The 14736-nt window shown below is 61.7% G+C and carries 12 protein-coding genes and 2 pseudogenes; 9 read left to right on the plus strand and 5 right to left on the minus strand.

Translation table 11 applies throughout. The features are described from left to right. Window positions 1-9 precede the first annotated feature (9 nt). Window positions 10-780 (plus strand): electron transfer flavoprotein subunit beta, encoded by a 771-nt coding sequence (locus C2H86_RS13720; protein WP_159412936.1) that lies wholly within the window; start codon window positions 10-12, stop codon window positions 778-780. Window positions 781-1124: 344 nt separating this feature from the next. Next, a complete protein-coding gene (locus C2H86_RS13725; RefSeq protein WP_159412190.1) occupies window positions 1125-2456 on the plus strand; it encodes an IS110 family transposase in 1332 nt (443 codons plus the stop codon). Between the two features lie 161 nt (window positions 2457-2617). Here C2H86_RS13725 and C2H86_RS13730 read toward each other — a convergent pair whose 3' ends face one another. Both C2H86_RS13730 and gbcA read right to left on the minus strand, forming a co-directional pair. After that, window positions 2618-2821: a cold-shock protein gene (locus tag C2H86_RS13730; RefSeq protein ID WP_159408576.1), complete on the minus strand. Its 204-nt coding sequence runs from the start codon at window positions 2819-2821 to the stop codon at window positions 2618-2620. A 678-nt stretch (window positions 2822-3499) separates the two neighbouring features. Beyond that, the gene (gene gbcA / locus C2H86_RS13735; protein ID WP_159408577.1) at window positions 3500-4792 is read right to left on the minus strand and encodes a glycine-betaine demethylase subunit GbcA; all 1293 of its coding nucleotides are present in this window, start codon (window positions 4790-4792) and stop codon (window positions 3500-3502) included. A 295-nt stretch (window positions 4793-5087) separates the two neighbouring features. On the opposite strand from gbcA, the gene gbcB reads away from it, so the two are divergent. Continuing rightward, window positions 5088-6188, plus strand: a complete 1101-nt coding sequence (gene gbcB / locus C2H86_RS13740) for a glycine-betaine demethylase subunit GbcB (protein WP_159408578.1) — start codon at window positions 5088-5090, stop codon at window positions 6186-6188. Between the two features lie 43 nt (window positions 6189-6231). Here gbcB and C2H86_RS28710 read toward each other — a convergent pair whose 3' ends face one another. Together C2H86_RS28710 and C2H86_RS28715 are read right to left on the minus strand one after the other, a co-directional pair. Further along, window positions 6232-7104, minus strand: coding sequence for a methyl-accepting chemotaxis protein (locus C2H86_RS28710; protein WP_430738588.1), 873 nt, complete (start codon window positions 7102-7104; stop codon window positions 6232-6234). A gap of 30 nt (window positions 7105-7134) precedes the next feature. Further along, a pseudogene (locus C2H86_RS28715) lies at window positions 7135-7857 on the minus strand (MCP four helix bundle domain-containing protein); the annotation flags it as partial. 276 nt (window positions 7858-8133) lie between these two features. Between C2H86_RS28715 and C2H86_RS13750 the strand changes: the two are divergent. The 4 genes and pseudogenes from C2H86_RS13750 to C2H86_RS28725 all read left to right on the plus strand — a co-directional run bounded on the left by C2H86_RS13750 (window position 8134) and on the right by C2H86_RS28725 (window position 10708). Then, window positions 8134-8364, plus strand: coding sequence for a hypothetical protein (locus tag C2H86_RS13750; protein ID WP_159408580.1), 231 nt, complete (start codon window positions 8134-8136; stop codon window positions 8362-8364). After that, window positions 8361-8663, plus strand: coding sequence for a cell division protein ZapA (locus C2H86_RS13755; protein ID WP_027917545.1), 303 nt, complete (start codon window positions 8361-8363; stop codon window positions 8661-8663). Before C2H86_RS13750 ends, C2H86_RS13755 begins: the two co-directional genes overlap by 4 nt. 290 nt (window positions 8664-8953) lie before the next feature. Beyond that, window positions 8954-9796, plus strand: a pseudogene (locus tag C2H86_RS28720) (PDC sensor domain-containing protein); the annotation flags it as partial. 207 nt (window positions 9797-10003) lie between these two features. Then, window positions 10004-10708, plus strand: coding sequence for a methyl-accepting chemotaxis protein (locus C2H86_RS28725; RefSeq protein ID WP_430738589.1), 705 nt, complete (start codon window positions 10004-10006; stop codon window positions 10706-10708). 135 nt (window positions 10709-10843) lie between these two features. Here the strand turns inward: C2H86_RS28725 and C2H86_RS13765 are convergent, their stop codons facing one another. Beyond that, the gene (locus C2H86_RS13765; protein WP_159408582.1) at window positions 10844-11884 is read right to left on the minus strand and encodes a low specificity L-threonine aldolase; all 1041 of its coding nucleotides are present in this window, start codon (window positions 11882-11884) and stop codon (window positions 10844-10846) included. Window positions 11885-12214: 330 nt separating this feature from the next. On the opposite strand from C2H86_RS13765, the gene C2H86_RS13770 reads away from it, so the two are divergent. After that, window positions 12215-13468, plus strand: coding sequence for a serine hydroxymethyltransferase (locus C2H86_RS13770; protein WP_110639190.1), 1254 nt, complete (start codon window positions 12215-12217; stop codon window positions 13466-13468). Window positions 13469-13483: 15 nt separating this feature from the next. Beyond that, complete coding sequence (locus C2H86_RS13775) at window positions 13484-14734, plus strand: sarcosine oxidase subunit beta family protein (protein WP_003255680.1); 1251 nt, start codon at window positions 13484-13486, stop codon at window positions 14732-14734. Window positions 14735-14736: the final 2 nt, after the last annotated feature.

A 14736-nucleotide genomic window follows, 5' to 3' on the forward strand; every position in this document is an offset into this window, starting at 1 on the left:
GGCACGAGCATGAGTACGAAAGTGATCAGCCTGGTTTCCATCGGTGCCCACCCCAGCTCCGGCCGCGCCCGCCGCGCCGAGCAAGATGCCCGCGCCGTGGAACTGGGTTTGCAGCTGGCGGGGGATAACTTGCAAGTGGTGCATGCCGGCGACCCACGTGAAGAAGCGCTGCGCGCTTACCTGGGCATGGGCCTGGACCATCTGGACGTCTTGGAGCAGCCGGTCGGCGCCGATGTGCTGGGTGTGCTGGGTGAGTACCTGCGTGATGCCGACGCCCAGCTGGTGCTGACCGGCAGCCAGGCTGAAACCGGTGAGGGGTCGGGCATGCTGCCGTTCCTGCTGGCCGAGAAGCTCGGCTGGCCGTTGGTGGTGGGGCTCGCTGAAGTAGAGTCGATCGAGAACGGTACTGCCCAAGTGTTGCAAGCGCTGCCACGCGGCCAGCGGCGCCGTCTGAAAGTGCGCTTGCCGTTGTTGGCAACTGTGGACAACGCTGCACCCAAGCCGCGGCAGAGCGCGTTCGGCCCGGCACGCCGGGGTGTGCTGGCGGCGCGCAATGTGGTGATCGTCGAGGATGAACTGCTGGTCGAAGCCGAGTTGCAGCCAGCACGGCCACGGCCCAAGCGGCTCAAGGTCATCAAGGCCAAGAGTGGCGCGGACCGGATGAAGGCAGCTACCGCCAAGGCCAGTGGTGGTGGCGGCAAGGTGCTGAAGGATGTTTCTCCACAGGAGGGCGCCGAGGCGATCCTCAAGCTGCTGATAGAGGAGGGTGTCCTGCGCTGAGCCTGGCTGCGCTGTTTTGTAGGAGTCCACCCGCCGCTAGGCGCCGCGCTGTCGCGCAGCAAACTGGTATGCGCATGGCCTGCATTGAGCGCTGAGGCATGAAATGGACAAAGCAAAAGGCGGCTGCCCGTAGGGCAGCCGCCTTTTGCTTTGTTAGGATCTAAGGGCGCGGGACAGAGGCCGTAACCCGCATTGGTGTCATCAGCACCCGCGTAGGAGAGTGGCCCGCACGGCATCGGCGTGGAGTCCATGTAGGCACCACCGTCAGGTGATGACCACGTATGAGAGAGTGAACCTTTCGCCGCCGTGTGCCCCGCGCGCCCATTATCCTGCGAGGAATACTCATGGCGCGCAAGCAGGCCAAGCAACGTTTTCAACTTGTTCATCCACATTGTGCTGGCATTGACATCGGTAGCCGCGAGCATTGGGTTGCAGCCAGTAAGGATCATGAGCCCATCGTGCGCAGCTTCGCCACGTTCACGCACGACCTCAACCAGTTGGCCGACTGGCTTTCTGAAATGGGAGTCGAGGTCGTTGCTATGGAGGCAACCGGGGTCTACTGGATTCCCTTGTTTGAACTCCTTGATGCCCGCGGCTTCAATGTTTACCTGGTTAACTCGCGGTCCACCCGGCAGATTTCCGGGCGCAAATCGGATGTGCTCGACTGTCAGTGGATTTGGCAGTTGATGAGCCATGGATTGCTCCGAGGAGCATTCCGCCCATCTGAATCGATTTGCACCTTGCGTGCGCTGGTTCGCCAACGGGCCAATAAAGTCCGCGATCAGGCGCAAGCATTGAATCGTATTCAGAAAGCGCTCACTCAGATGAACATCCAACTTGCCAATGTCATCAGTGACATCTCTGGGGTCACGGGAATGAGGATTCTGCGAGCGATCATTGACGGCGAACGCGATCCACAGATACTGGCAGGGATGATTGATCGTCGCATCAAGGCAACTCCAGAAACTGTTGCTCGCAGTCTGCACGGCAACTGGCGCTTGGAACATCTCCATGCACTAGCGCAGGAGGTGGAGGCTTACGACTTTCTGGAACAGCAAATCGCTGATAACGATGAGGCGATTAGCGGTGTTCTAGCACTACTGCCTGTGCGACAAGAGAAGCCACAGCCATCGCGCAAAGTGCTGCGCAGCCCACACCGATCTGCTGCTGCTCAGACCGCATTGCATCAAGCCGTCTGGAAAGTGATGGGCGTTGATTTAACCGCCATTCCCACGATCGGCGTGGATACCGCGTTGGTCATTGCGAGTGAGATCGGCCCAGATCTCAGCCGCTTTCCTAGTTCACAGCACTTCTGTTCCTGGCTGGGTTTGGCACCGCCCACTCGCATCTCCGGCGGCCGACAGCTATCGGGATCAGGCCCTAAAGTAATCAATCGTGCTGCGCAGGCACTGAAGCAGGCCGCGTCCAACGCCAGAAACGACAAGAGTTTTATCGGTACCAGTCATCGCGCCCGTCTTTCGCGAATGGACACGAGCTGTGCGATCAAGGCCACAGCGCATCAGGTTGCACGGTTGATATATGCGATGGTGACCAGAGGCCAAGCCTACGCAGAGAAAGGCATTGAAGAATTTGAAGAGCGAAGCAAGGGCAGGCAGCTCCGGGCCTTGCTGCGCAAGGCCCGGAAACTGGGTCTGGAACTGGTAGAGGCCGCTTGATTTTAATGCTTATAAAACAATGAGTTATTTTATGTTTGATGAGAGCGGCCTTGTGTCGCGAAAGGGCTGCGAAGCAGCCCCAGGATATCAGCGCAGTTGCACATATTGCCGGGGCTGCTTCGCAGCCCTTTCGCGACACAAGGCCGCTCCTACAAAAGCGGTTACTGCCGAACCACGTTGAACGCCCAGCTCGCCAGCGCTTCGGTTACCGGCTCGAATGACACCCGCTCCCCCGCCGAAAGTCCCCCATCCCCTGCCGCACAGCGCAACACCAGGTAATCCCAATCTTGCCCCTCGGCGCTGATTACCCCCATGCCATGGCCGTCATCGAACCATTTCACAGTCCCAGCCAGGCGCCTGTGCATAAGTTGCTCCTGAGTAATGCCAAAGTAGTGGCCAATACTGAAGCACAGGTGGCATTTGGGTGAAACTGGTAAAAATGTCAGTTGCGTCGCCGTTTTGCCCACGGAATCTGTTCGCCACTATGTGGATAAAGTGTTTGCGCTTCGCTGGGGCCCTTGCCTGGCAATGGCTGCGCGGGAGCGGTCAAAATATGATCAGTGGCACAGATGTTGAAAACAGGCAGCTGCAGAACTGGGGAGGCCAAGTTTCCCACAATCACTGTTGGCGGGTTTGTGGATAATCTGTTTGGCAACAGCTGAAGGCCGCGAATTCTGGGTGCTCTAGCGTGGTGTTCAATAAATGATCAAAAGGCTGCAGTTTCGCGCAGAGCCAGCAATTTCAGGAACTTGTGCTGCTTACCCACAGAGTTTCAGAGATCAAAATGCAACTGCGCACAAAAACTGTTGGCGCTTCTGTGGACAAGATGTTCGGTATGGGCTGTAAGCCTTTAAATCAGAGGGTTACAGTGTTTTGATCAAATAATGATCGATTGTAGCTTGAGGGTATTGCTGGAGTGCTTGCACTGCTGCCCGCAAAGGCTGTAGCTAAATCTGTGGGTAACGTGTGAGGAAGCTCTGGATTGTCATGTAAAACGCCACGGCGGTTAACCCGGCCGTGGCGTTGTCAGTCCAGCTGCACCGTTACTGCGCTTGCACTTCCTTCAGGTAGGGCGCTGGCTCCGCGCCCAGGTTGTTCAGCACCCGCTGGCTGTACCAATCAATGAAGTTGACCACGCCAAACTCGTAAGTCTTCGAGTAAGGCCCAGGCTGGTACGCCGTGGAGTTGATCCCACGCTGGTTCTCTTCGGCCAGGCGACGGTCCTGGTCGTTGGTGGCATCCCACACCTTGCGCATGCGCTCTGGGTCGTAATCCACACCCTCGACGGCATCCTTGTGCACCAGCCACTTGGTGGTGACCATGGTCTCCTGTGCGCTGATCGGCCATACGGTGAAGACGATGATGTGGTCGCCCATGCAGTGGTTCCACGAGTGTGGCAGGTGCAGGATGCGCATCGAGCCCAGGTCTGGGTTCTTGATGCGGCCCATCAGCTTCTGGCAGGCCTGCTTGCCGTCCATGGTCATCGACACGGTGCCCTTGAGCAGCGGCATGCGCACGATACGGTTACGCAACCCATGGCTCTTGTGCAGGTACGGGATCTTCTCGGCTTCCCAGGCGGCGGCGGACGCGGCCACGTGGTCCTTGAAGGCCTGGTCGGCGCGCGGGTCGTTGGTGTCGTCCCACTCCAGCAAGGTCTGCAGGAGTTCCGGGTGCGAGCCGGAGCAGTGGTAGCACTCGCGGTTGTTTTCCAGCACCAGCTTCCAGTTAGCCTTTTCCATCAAGGTGGTCTGCACCGCCACCTTGGTGTTCTCCATGTCGTACGGTTCCATGTAATGGTCCAAGGTGGCCAGGAACTCGTCGATGGCAGGCGGGTTTTCCGCCAGGCTGATGAAGATGTAGCCGCCGGAAACCTTCACGTGCACAGGCTTCAGGCCATATTCCTTCATGTCGAAGTCGGCGCCCATTTCGGTGCCCGCGAACAGCAGGCGGCCGTCCAGTTCGTAGGTCCACTGGTGGTAGTGGCAGACCAGCTTGGCCACCTTGCCCTTGTCGCTCACGCACAGGCGCGAGCCGCGGTGGCGGCAGACGTTATGGAAGGCATGCACCTTACCTTCAGCACCACGCACCACCAGGATCGGGTTCTTGCCGATCTGCAGGGTGATGTAGTTGCCCTTGGCCGGGATCTCGCAGGTCATGCCGGCGATCAGCCACTCCTTCTGGAAGATCTCCTGCATGTCGATCTGGAACAGACGCTCGTCGGTGTAGAACGGCTGGGGCAGCGAGTAGGTGCGCTCGCGGGTCTGCAGCATCTCGGCGGTGGCCTTGCGTGCAGGTTCCAGTGGATCGCCCAGGCTCAGGGTTGCGGTGACGTCCATCGTGTATTCCTCGGGGCCGTGCGCGGCCGGAAAAAGGTGGCTAATCGTTGTTGTGGTGCCGCAAGGTCACTGTCTGAAAAACAGCTGTTTGTTTTGCCGTGGAGTGTGCGTCCGAAGGCGCCGTGAACCGTATCCATGGGCGACATGGCCGATTTGAATTACGACGCGCCAGCCCTTGTAGCGCGGGGCTGGTCGCGATAAGCACGCCGATGTCGCTGGCAGGAATGTACGCAGCCTTCAGCTTGCGCATTATCCAAGCCATAAAAAGGGCCATAGTCGGCCGCTGGAGATGAACATGTCCGATACCTTCCTCAATCCGGTCACCACCCAGACCTGGGCCAACGGCCGCCACATCGTGCGCTGCGTCAAGGTCATCCAGGAGACCTGGGACGTGCGCACCTTCTGCTTCATGGCCGACCAGCCGATCATGTTTTTCTTCAAGCCCGGGCAGTTCGTCACCCTGGAGCTGGAGATCGAAGGCAAGCCGGTGATGCGCTCGTACACCATCTCCAGCTCGCCGTCGGTGCCCTACAGCTTCTCGATCACCGTCAAGCGCGTGCCGGGCGGCTTGGTGTCCAACTTCCTCCACGACACCATGCACGAAGGCGCCGAGCTGCCGGTGCACGGGCCGGTGGGGCTGTTCAACGCCATCGACTTCCCGGCGGGCAAGGTGCTGTACCTGTCCGGTGGCGTGGGTATTACCCCGGTGATGTCGATGGCGCGCTGGTTCTACGACACCAACGCCAACGTCGACATGGTGTTCGTGCACAGCGCGCGCTCGCCGAAGGACATCATCTACCACCGCGAGCTGGAACAGATGGCTTCGCGCATTCCCAACTTCAGCCTGCACATCATCTGCGAGAAGCATGGGCTAGGTGAGCCGTGGGCAGGTTATCGTGGCTACCTGAACCAGCGCCTGATGGAACTGATTGCGCCGGACTACATGGAGCGCACGGTGTTCTGCTGCGGCCCGACGCCGTACATGAGCGCGGTCAAGCGCATGCTCGAAGCGGTCGGCTTCGACATGAAGAACTACCACGAGGAATCGTTCGGCGCGACGCCACCGGAAGCCAAGGCCGATGCGGTGGAGCATGCCGAGCAAGCCGCCGATGCGCCGGAACTGGATGTTTCCGACCTCAACCTGGTGGAGTTCATCGGCAGCGAGAAGAGCATCCGCGTCGCCCCGGGCGAGACCGTGCATGCGGCGGCGGCGAAGGTTGGCCTGATGATCCCGAAAGCCTGCGGCATGGGTATCTGCGGCACCTGCAAGGTGCTCAAGCTGGGCGGCGAAGTGGAGATGGAGCACAACGGCGGGATTACCGAGGAAGACGAAGCCGAGGGCTACATCCTGTCGTGCTGCAGTGTGCCGAAAGGGGATGTGCGGATCGATTACTGATCCGAGATTGCCGGGGCCGCAAAGCGGCCCCGGCTTTCTGAAGTCAGGTACGGAAGCGGGCCACCAAACCGTTCAGGTCCACCGCCAGGCGCGACAGCTCGGCGCTTGCCGCACTGGTCTGATGCGCCCCGGTAGCACTCTGCACCGACAGGTCGTTGATGTTCACCAGGTTGCGGTCCACCTCCCGCGCCACCTGGGCCTGCTCCTCTGCCGCACTGGCGATCACCAGGTTACGCTCGTTGATCTGCGCCACAGCCCCGGCAATGGTATCCAGCGCCATGCCCGCACCCTTGGCGATACTCAACGTCGACTCGGCGCGCTCGGTGCTGGTGCGCATCGACTCCACCGCCTGCTCGGTGCCGCCCTGGATGCTGCCGATCATGCGCTCGATCTCGCTGGTCGACTGCTGGGTACGATGGGCCAGTGCCCGCACTTCATCCGCCACCACGGCAAAGCCACGACCGGCCTCACCGGCACGTGCCGCTTCGATCGCGGCGTTCAGCGCCAGCAGGTTGGTCTGGTCGGCCAGGCCGCGGATTACGTCGAGCACCTTGCCGATGTCGCGCGACTGCTCGGCCAGGTGAGTGATCAGCTGGGCGGTGGCCTGCACATCACCGCTCATGCGCTCGATGGCACCCACGGTTTCCATGACCAGGTCACGACCATCGCCGGCCGAGCGGCTGGCTTCGCTTGAAGCCTCCGAGGTGCTGACCGCATTGCGCGCCACTTCTTCCACGGCGCTGGTCATCTCGGTGACGGCGGTGGCGGCCTGTTCGATTTCGTTGTTCTGCTGCTGCAGGCCGCGGGCGCTTTCGTCGGTGACGCAGTTCAGCTCTTCGGCCGCCGAGGCCAGCTGGGTGGCGGAACCGGCGATCAGTTGCAGGGTGTCGCGCAGTTTGTCCTGCATACGGGCCATGGCGCGCTGCAGGCGTGCCGCTTCGTCGGTACCTTCGGCGCGGATGACCTTGGTCAGGTCGCCGTCGGCCACCTGCTCGGCCGCCTGCAGCGCCTCTTCGATCGGCTTGACGATGCTGCGGGTCAGCAGGAAGGCGCAGAGGAAGGTCAGTACGGTAGCGGCGATCAACAGGCCGATCACCAGGGCGAAGGCGGCGGAGTACTGGCTGGCGGCGGTTTCATTGGTGGCGCGGGTCTGGTCGGTGTTGATCTGCACCAAGGTGTCCATGACCTTGTTGATCTGCTCGGAGTTGGCCAGCAGATCGCGGTTGAGCAGGTCGCGCAGTTCGTCCAGGCGGTTGGCCTGGCTCAGGCTGCGCATGCGTGATTCCAGTTGGCGGTACTGGCTGAGCAGCTGGGTGTACTGGTCGAAGGCGGCCCGCTCGTCGGCAGCGCCGATCATCGGCAGGTAGGCCTGGTGGGCGCGGTCGATCTGGGCGTTGCGCTGGTCCAGCAGGTTGAGGGTATCGCGCTGGGTTTCCGGCTCGCGGTTGAGCAGCAGGCGATAAGACAGGGTGCGCATGCGCAGGTTGAGTGCGGTCAGCTCGTCCAGGGTCTTGATGCTGGGCACACTGACATTTTCGATGTCCACGCCGGCCTGGCGGATGTTGCCCATTTGCATGAGCGAGAAAATACCAAGGCCGAGCATGAGCACGCCGATCAGGGCGAACCCGAGCAACGCGCGCGGGGCGATGTTCATGTTGCGAAGAGACATGGGGAAGAGTCCAGGCAAGGAATATGGAGGCGCGGTCCATGCGACGAAATATGACCTGCCTGTCTATCGGTCGTGACTGGCCAGTCTTGAGGCTGACTGACGGAAAATGTGAGCCAGCTAACTATTTACCTGACCGGCGGTTGATCCATGTCGGAACAAGGGGCCCGATACCCTGTCAATCTGCGGGGCAGAAACCTTAAGAATCCGATATTTAATGGCGGGGGCTCACACTTTTCTTTATCGTGTGCGCCCTTTGCAACAACCCGAGATAGACCCATGCTGGAAGCCTCCCTGAATCAAATCGAGCAACTGGTCAGCGACCTGATGCAGAAAAACGCTCAACTCACCGAGCAGAACACCGTCCTCGGCCAGGAACTGGCCCAGGCCAAGGAAGAAAACGAGACCCTGCAACTGTCTCTGATGGAGCAGGAAGAGAAAAACGGCAGCACCGCCGCACGTCTGCAGGCTTTGCTTGACCGCGCCAGCGCAGGCGTCGTCGGCGCATGAGACTGCAAGCGCAGCCGATCAATGTCGTGTCGATCCTCGGCAGCGACTATTCGATCAAGGCGCCCGAAGGCCAGGAAGAGACCTTGGCCCAGGCAGTGCGGATGCTCAACACCGCGCTGAACGAAACCAAGCGCCAGTACCCGACCCTGATCGGTGACAAGTTGCTGGTGCTGGCCGCGCTGAATCTGTGTTCCAAGCAGGTTGAACTGCAAAAGGAACACCAGCAGACCCTCGAGCGTACCCAGGCGCAGATCGACGCCACGGTGGACGCCATCGTCAAGACCATTGCTGAGTCCTGACACCTCTTCGGGGTCGCGATGCGGCCCCATTGTTCCAGATCACTGGATTAACTGAATACGCAAGTGTATACACTTCTCGCAAAACAATAATTAGCGGGGAGCGGGGCATGCGTATCTGGCGTAAGAGCATCCAGTGGCAATTGATTGCGAGCATGGGCGCAGCCCTGCTGGCGAGCATCCTGGTGGTAGTGATCATCTTCACGGTGGCGCTCAACCGCCTGACCGAGCGTTACCTGCTCGAAACGGCCTTGCCGGCCGGCATCGAAGCCATCCGCAACGACATCGAGCGCATGCTTGGCCAGCCGTTAGTGGCTGCGGCCGACATTGCCGGTAATACGCTGCTGCGCGATTGGCTCGCGGCTGGCGAAGATCCCGCTCAGACCCCCCAATTCCTGGAATACCTGCAAGCCGCCAAGCAGCGCAACCATGCGTTCACCGCGCTGTTCGCCTCGACCGAAACCGGCAACTACTACAACGAGAATGGCCTGGACCGCGTTCTCAGTCGCGGCAACCTCAATGACAAGTGGTTCTACGGTTACATCGACAGCGGCGCCGAACGCCTGGTAAATATCGACATCGACCATGCCACGGGCGAACTGGCGCTGTTCATCGATTACCGGGTGGAAAAGGCCGGCAAGCTGGTCGGCGTCGCCGGCATGGGCCTGCGCATGACCGAACTGTCGAAACTGATCCATGACTTCAGCTTCGGCGAGCATGGCAAGGTTTTCCTCGTGCGCAACGATGGCCTGATCCAGGTGCATCCAGACGCGGCATTCAGCGGCAAGCGCCAGCTCGCCGAGCAAATGGGCGAGGACACAGCCAGGGCTGTATTGGCCAAGGGGGGCCAACTGCTCAGCGGCCAGTTCAGCCGAGACGGCGAAGAGTATCTGGCACTGGGGTTGCCCCTGCGCGACTTGAACTGGACCTTGGTAGCCGAAGTGCCGAAGGCGGAAATCTACGCCCAGATGCGCCAGGCGGTGTGGTTGACCAGCCTGGTCGGCGGCGCGGTTGCATTGATTTCGCTGCTGCTGGTGGTACTGCTGGCGCGAGGCCTGGTGCGGCCGATTCGCCGCGTCACCGCCGCGCTGGTGGAGATCGGCGGTGGGAGCGGGGACCTCAGCCATCGCCTGGACGATGCCCGCCAGGATGAACTGGGCGACCTGGCCCGTGGTTTCAACCGCTTCCTTGACAGCCAGCGCGGCCTGATCGGTGAGGTGTTGCGCACCAGCCAGCGGCTGCACCTGGCTGTGGAGCAGGTCACCCAGGTGGTGGACAACACGGCCGAACGCTCCGGCCGCCAGCAGGAAATGACCGAAATGGTCGCCACCGCCGTGCACGAGATGGGCCTGACCGTGCAGGACATCGCCCGCAATGCCGGTGATGCGGCCCAGGCATCGCAATCGGCACGGGAGGAGGCGTTGCAGGCACGCGAAGTGGTGCAGCGTTCGATCCGCGGTATCGAGGGCATGTCGGGCGATATCGGCAAGGCGGCCGATGCCGTCAGCCAGTTGGCGGATGAAGTTGCTTCGATCGATGAAGTCTTAGCGGTGATCCGTAGCATTTCTGAACAGACCAACTTGCTTGCACTGAACGCAGCCATCGAGGCCGCGCGGGCTGGAGAGATGGGCCGCGGGTTTGCCGTGGTGGCCGATGAGGTGCGTACCTTGGCCCGGCGTACGCAACTATCGACCGATGAAGTGCAGCAGATGATCCAGCGCCTGAAGCAGGGGGCAGGTTCGGCGGTCAGTTCGATGCAGGCGGGGCAACAGGCGACGGGTAGCGGGGTTGAATCGAGCCTGCGCACGGGCACATCGCTGGGCGCGATTACCGATCAGGTGGAGCACATCAGTGACATGAACCACCAAGTGGCTACGGCAACCGAGGAGCAGTCGGCGGTGACCGAGGAGATCAACCGGACGGTGCAGGGCATTTCCGACCTGGCGCGGGAGACGGCGGCCGAGGTGCAGGGGTGTCGCGAGGAATGCCAAGCGTTGCGTGGGCTGGCTGATGACCTGGCGCGGCAGATGGGTGGGTTCAAACTCTAGATTGCCGGGGCCGCTTCGCGGCCCATCGCCGGCAAGCGCGGCTTCCACCCCGACCGCCTAGGATTCAAGCCATGCGCCGTACCTGTGGGAGCCGCGCTTGCCGGCGATGGGCTGCGCAGCAGCCCCAGCAATCCCTCAGCCAACAATGATCGTGCGGATATCCGCCGCCAGTTCACGCACACGCTCTTCCTCGGTATCCCACGAACACATGAACCGCGCGCCACCGCTACCAATAAAGGTATAGAACCGCCAGCCCCTGCCACGCAGCGCTTCAATGGCATGCTCCGGCATCTGCAGGAACACCCCATTGGCCTCCACCGGGAACATCAGTTCCACCCCCGGCAAATCACCCACCAGCGACGCCAGCAACTGCGCACAATGGTTGGCGTGATTGCCATGGCGCAACCAGGCGCCATCTTCCAGCAACCCCACCCACGGCGCCGACAGGAAGCGCATCTTCGACGCCAGTTGCCCGGCTTGCTTGCAGCGGTAGTCGAAGTCCTCGGCCAGTTGGCGGTTGAAGAACAGGATCGCCTCACCCACCGCCATACCATTCTTGGTGCCGCCAAAGCACAGCACATCCACGCCGGCCTTCCAGGTCAGTTCGGCCGGGCTGCAGCCGAGGAACGCGCAGGCGTTGGTGAAGCGCGCGCCGTCCATGTGTAGGTTCAGGCCCAGCTCCTTGCAGGTGGCGCTGATCGCCCTGAGCTCGTCGGGTCGATAGACAGTACCGACCTCGGTGGCCTGGGTGATGGTGACAACCCGCGGCTTGGGGTAGTGGATGTCCTGGCGCTTGAGCGCCACTTCGCGGATCGATTCAGGCGTGAGCTTGCCGTTGACGCTGGGTGCGGTGAGCAGCTTGGAGCCGTTGGAGAAGAACTCCGGCGCGCCGCACTCGTCGGTTTCGACGTGGGCGGTCTCGGAGCAGATCACGCTGTGGTAGCTCTGGCACAGCGAGGCCAGGGCCAGGGAGTTGGCGGCGGTGCCGTTGAAGGCGAAGAACACCTCGCAGTCGGTTTCGAACAGGTTGCGGAAGTATTCCGACGCACGCTCGGTCCATTGGTCGTCGCCGTAGGCGCGGTCGTGGCCCTGGTTGGCTTTTTCCATCGCGGCCCAGGCTTCGGGGCAGATGCCGGAATAGTTGTCGCTGGCGAATTGTTGGCTCTTGTCTGTCATGGCACTGTCCTTTGAACGACGCAGAACAGCACTCTAAACCATCGATTCAGCGGTTGCCTATACAACCCCACCATAAGCTGAAATCAGGGTTGGTCATTCCGGCCCTTTCGCGGGGCAAGCCCGCTCCCACAATGGCCCTGTGCACATCGAACATTGTGGGAGCGGGCTTGCCCCGCGAAAGGGCCGGCATGGTCAACACAAAAGCCAATGTCGTAAACGCGCCATTGCAAGGCGTGCGCAGGCATCTGACCCGCCCCGGCCAGTCATAACATCGCCACAAAGGGCCACAGTGCCCCACGACAAAAAACGATCGCTGCCGGGAGATACACGATGTTCAGCAAGCAAGACCAGATCCAGGGTTACGACGATGCACTGCTGGCGGCGATGAATGCCGAAGAACAGCGTCAGGAAGATCACATCGAGCTGATCGCTTCGGAAAACTACACCAGCAAGCGCGTGATGCAGGCCCAGGGCAGCGGCCTGACCAACAAGTACGCCGAAGGCTACCCAGGCAAGCGCTACTACGGTGGCTGCGAGCACGTCGACAAAGTCGAGGCGCTGGCCATCGAGCGCGCCAAGCAACTGTTCGGCGCCGACTACGCCAACGTCCAGCCACACTCCGGCTCGTCGGCCAACGGCGCGGTCTACCTGGCCCTGCTGCAGGCCGGTGACACCATCCTCGGCATGAGCCTGGCCCACGGCGGCCACCTGACCCACGGCGCCAAGGTGTCGTCCTCGGGCAAGCTGTACAACGCCGTTCAATATGGCATCAATACCGACACCGGCCTGATCGACTACGACGAAGTCGAGCGCCTGGCCGTCGAGCACAAGCCGAAGATGATCGTTGCCGGTTTCTCGGCCTACTCCAAGACCCTCGATTTCCCACGCTTCCGCGCCATCGCCGACAAAGTCGGTGCGCTGCTGTTCGTCGACATGGCCCACGTTGCCGGCCTGGTTGCCGCTGGCCTGTACCCGAACCCGATCCCGTTCGCCGACGTGGTCACCACCACCACCCACAAGACCCTGCGCGGTCCACGTGGCGGCCTGATCCTTGCCAAGTCCAACGAAGAGATCGAGAAGAAGCTCAACGCCGCGGTATTCCCGGGCGCCCAGGGCGGCCCGCTGATGCACGTGATCGCTGCCAAGGCCGTGTGCTTCAAGGAAGCGCTGGAGCCTGAGTTCAAGAGCTACCAGAAGCAAGTGATCGAAAACGCCCAGGCCATGGCCCAGGTGTTCATCGACCGCGGCTACGACGTGGTTTCCGGCGGTACCGACAACCACCTGTTCCTGGTCAGCCTGATCCGCCAGGGCCTCACCGGTAAAGATGCCGACGCCGCCCTGGGCCGCGCGCACATCACCGTCAACAAGAACGCCGTACCGAACGACCCACAGTCGCCGTTCGTCACCTCGGGCCTGCGCATCGGCACCCCGGCCGTCACCACCCGCGGCTTCAAGGTCGCTCAGTGCGTGGCCCTGGCCGGCTGGATCTGCGACATCCTCGACAACCTCGGTGACGCTGACGTCGAAGCCGATGTGGCGAAGAACGTCGCGGCCCTGTGCGCTGACTTCCCTGTTTACCGCTGAGTGGAGTAAACGACCATGCAACGCTACTCGGGCTTCGGCCTTTTCAAGCACTCCCTCAGCCACCACGAGAACTGGCAGCGCATGTGGCGCACGCCGACCCCTAAAAAGGTCTACGACGTGGTCATCGTCGGCGGTGGCGGCCATGGTCTGGCCACGGCCTACTACCTGGCCAAGGAACACGGCATCACCAACGTCGCGGTGATCGAGAAGGGTTACCTGGGCGGCGGCAACACCGCCCGTAATACCACCATCGTGCGTTCCAACTACCTGTGGGACGAGTCGGCGCACCTGTACGAGCACGCCATGAAGCTGTGGGAGGGCCTGTCCCAGGACCTCAACTACAACGTGATGTTCTCCCAGCGCGGCGTCTACAACCTGTGCCACACCCTGCAGGACATGCGTGACTCCGAGCGTCGTGTCTCCGCCAACCGCCTCAACGGCGTCGATGGCGAGCTGCTCAACACCGCTCAGGTCGCGGCCGAAATCCCGTACCTGGACTGCTCCAAGAACACCCGCTACCCGATCCTCGGCGCCACCGTTCAGCGCCGTGGCGGCGTAGCCCGTCACGACGCCGTGGCCTGGGGCTTCGCCCGTGCCGCCGACGCCCTGGGCGTGGACCTGATCCAGCAGACCGAAGTAATCGGCTTCCGCAAGGAAAACGGCGCGGTCATCGGTGTGGAAACCAACAAAGGCTTCATCGGCGCCAAGCGCGTCGGCGTGGTCACCGCCGGTAACTCCGGGCACATGGCCAAGCTGGCCGGCTTCCGCCTGCCGCTGGAATCGCACCCGCTGCAAGCACTGGTCTCCGAGCCGATCAAGCCGATCATCGACAGCGTGATCATGTCCAACGCCGTACACGGCTACATCAGCCAGTCCGACAAGGGCGACCTGGTGATCGGTGCCGGTATCGACGGCTGGGTCGGCTACGGCCAGCGCGGTTCGTACCCGGTGATCGAGCACACCCTGCAGGCCATCGTCGAGATGTTCCCCAACCTCTCGCGCGTGCGCATGAACCGCCAGTGGGGCGGCATCGTCGACACCTCGCCGGACGCGTGCCCGATCATCACCAAGACCCCGGTCAAGAACATGTTCTTCAACTGCGGTTGGGGTACTGGCGGCTTCAAGGCGACCCCGGGTTCGGGCAACGTCTTCGCCGCAAGCCTGGCCAAGGGCGAAATGCACCCACTGGCCGCGCCGTTCTCCATGGACCGCTTCTACAACGGCGCACTGATCGACGAACACGGCGCTGCCGCCGTCGCCCACTAACC

Origin of the sequence: Pseudomonas putida (genome assembly GCF_009883635.2) — a bacterium.
Lineage (GTDB): Bacteria > Pseudomonadota > Gammaproteobacteria > Pseudomonadales > Pseudomonadaceae > Aquipseudomonas > Aquipseudomonas putida_W.

What these genes read in the sequence shown, in the direction of transcription:
- C2H86_RS28710 (WP_430738588.1), bottom strand. Translation starts at nt 7,104, where the DNA reads ATGGCCCGTATGCAGGACAAACTGCGCGACACCCTGCAACTGATCGCC.
- C2H86_RS13755 (WP_027917545.1), top strand. Translation starts at nt 8,361, where the DNA reads ATGAGACTGCAAGCGCAGCCGATCAATGTCGTGTCGATCCTCGGCAGC.
- C2H86_RS13765 (WP_159408582.1), bottom strand. Translation starts at nt 11,884, where the DNA reads ATGACAGACAAGAGCCAACAATTCGCCAGCGACAACTATTCCGGCATC.
- C2H86_RS13770 (WP_110639190.1), top strand. Translation starts at nt 12,215, where the DNA reads ATGTTCAGCAAGCAAGACCAGATCCAGGGTTACGACGATGCACTGCTG.
- C2H86_RS13725 (WP_159412190.1), top strand. Translation starts at nt 1,125, where the DNA reads ATGGCGCGCAAGCAGGCCAAGCAACGTTTTCAACTTGTTCATCCACAT.
- C2H86_RS13730 (WP_159408576.1), bottom strand. Translation starts at nt 2,821, where the DNA reads ATGCACAGGCGCCTGGCTGGGACTGTGAAATGGTTCGATGACGGCCAT.
- gbcB (WP_159408578.1), top strand. Translation starts at nt 5,088, where the DNA reads ATGTCCGATACCTTCCTCAATCCGGTCACCACCCAGACCTGGGCCAAC.
- C2H86_RS13720 (WP_159412936.1), top strand. Translation starts at nt 10, where the DNA reads ATGAGTACGAAAGTGATCAGCCTGGTTTCCATCGGTGCCCACCCCAGC.
- C2H86_RS28725 (WP_430738589.1), top strand. Translation starts at nt 10,004, where the DNA reads ATGGGCCTGACCGTGCAGGACATCGCCCGCAATGCCGGTGATGCGGCC.
- C2H86_RS13775 (WP_003255680.1), top strand. Translation starts at nt 13,484, where the DNA reads ATGCAACGCTACTCGGGCTTCGGCCTTTTCAAGCACTCCCTCAGCCAC.
- gbcA (WP_159408577.1), bottom strand. Translation starts at nt 4,792, where the DNA reads ATGGACGTCACCGCAACCCTGAGCCTGGGCGATCCACTGGAACCTGCA.
- C2H86_RS13750 (WP_159408580.1), top strand. Translation starts at nt 8,134, where the DNA reads ATGCTGGAAGCCTCCCTGAATCAAATCGAGCAACTGGTCAGCGACCTG.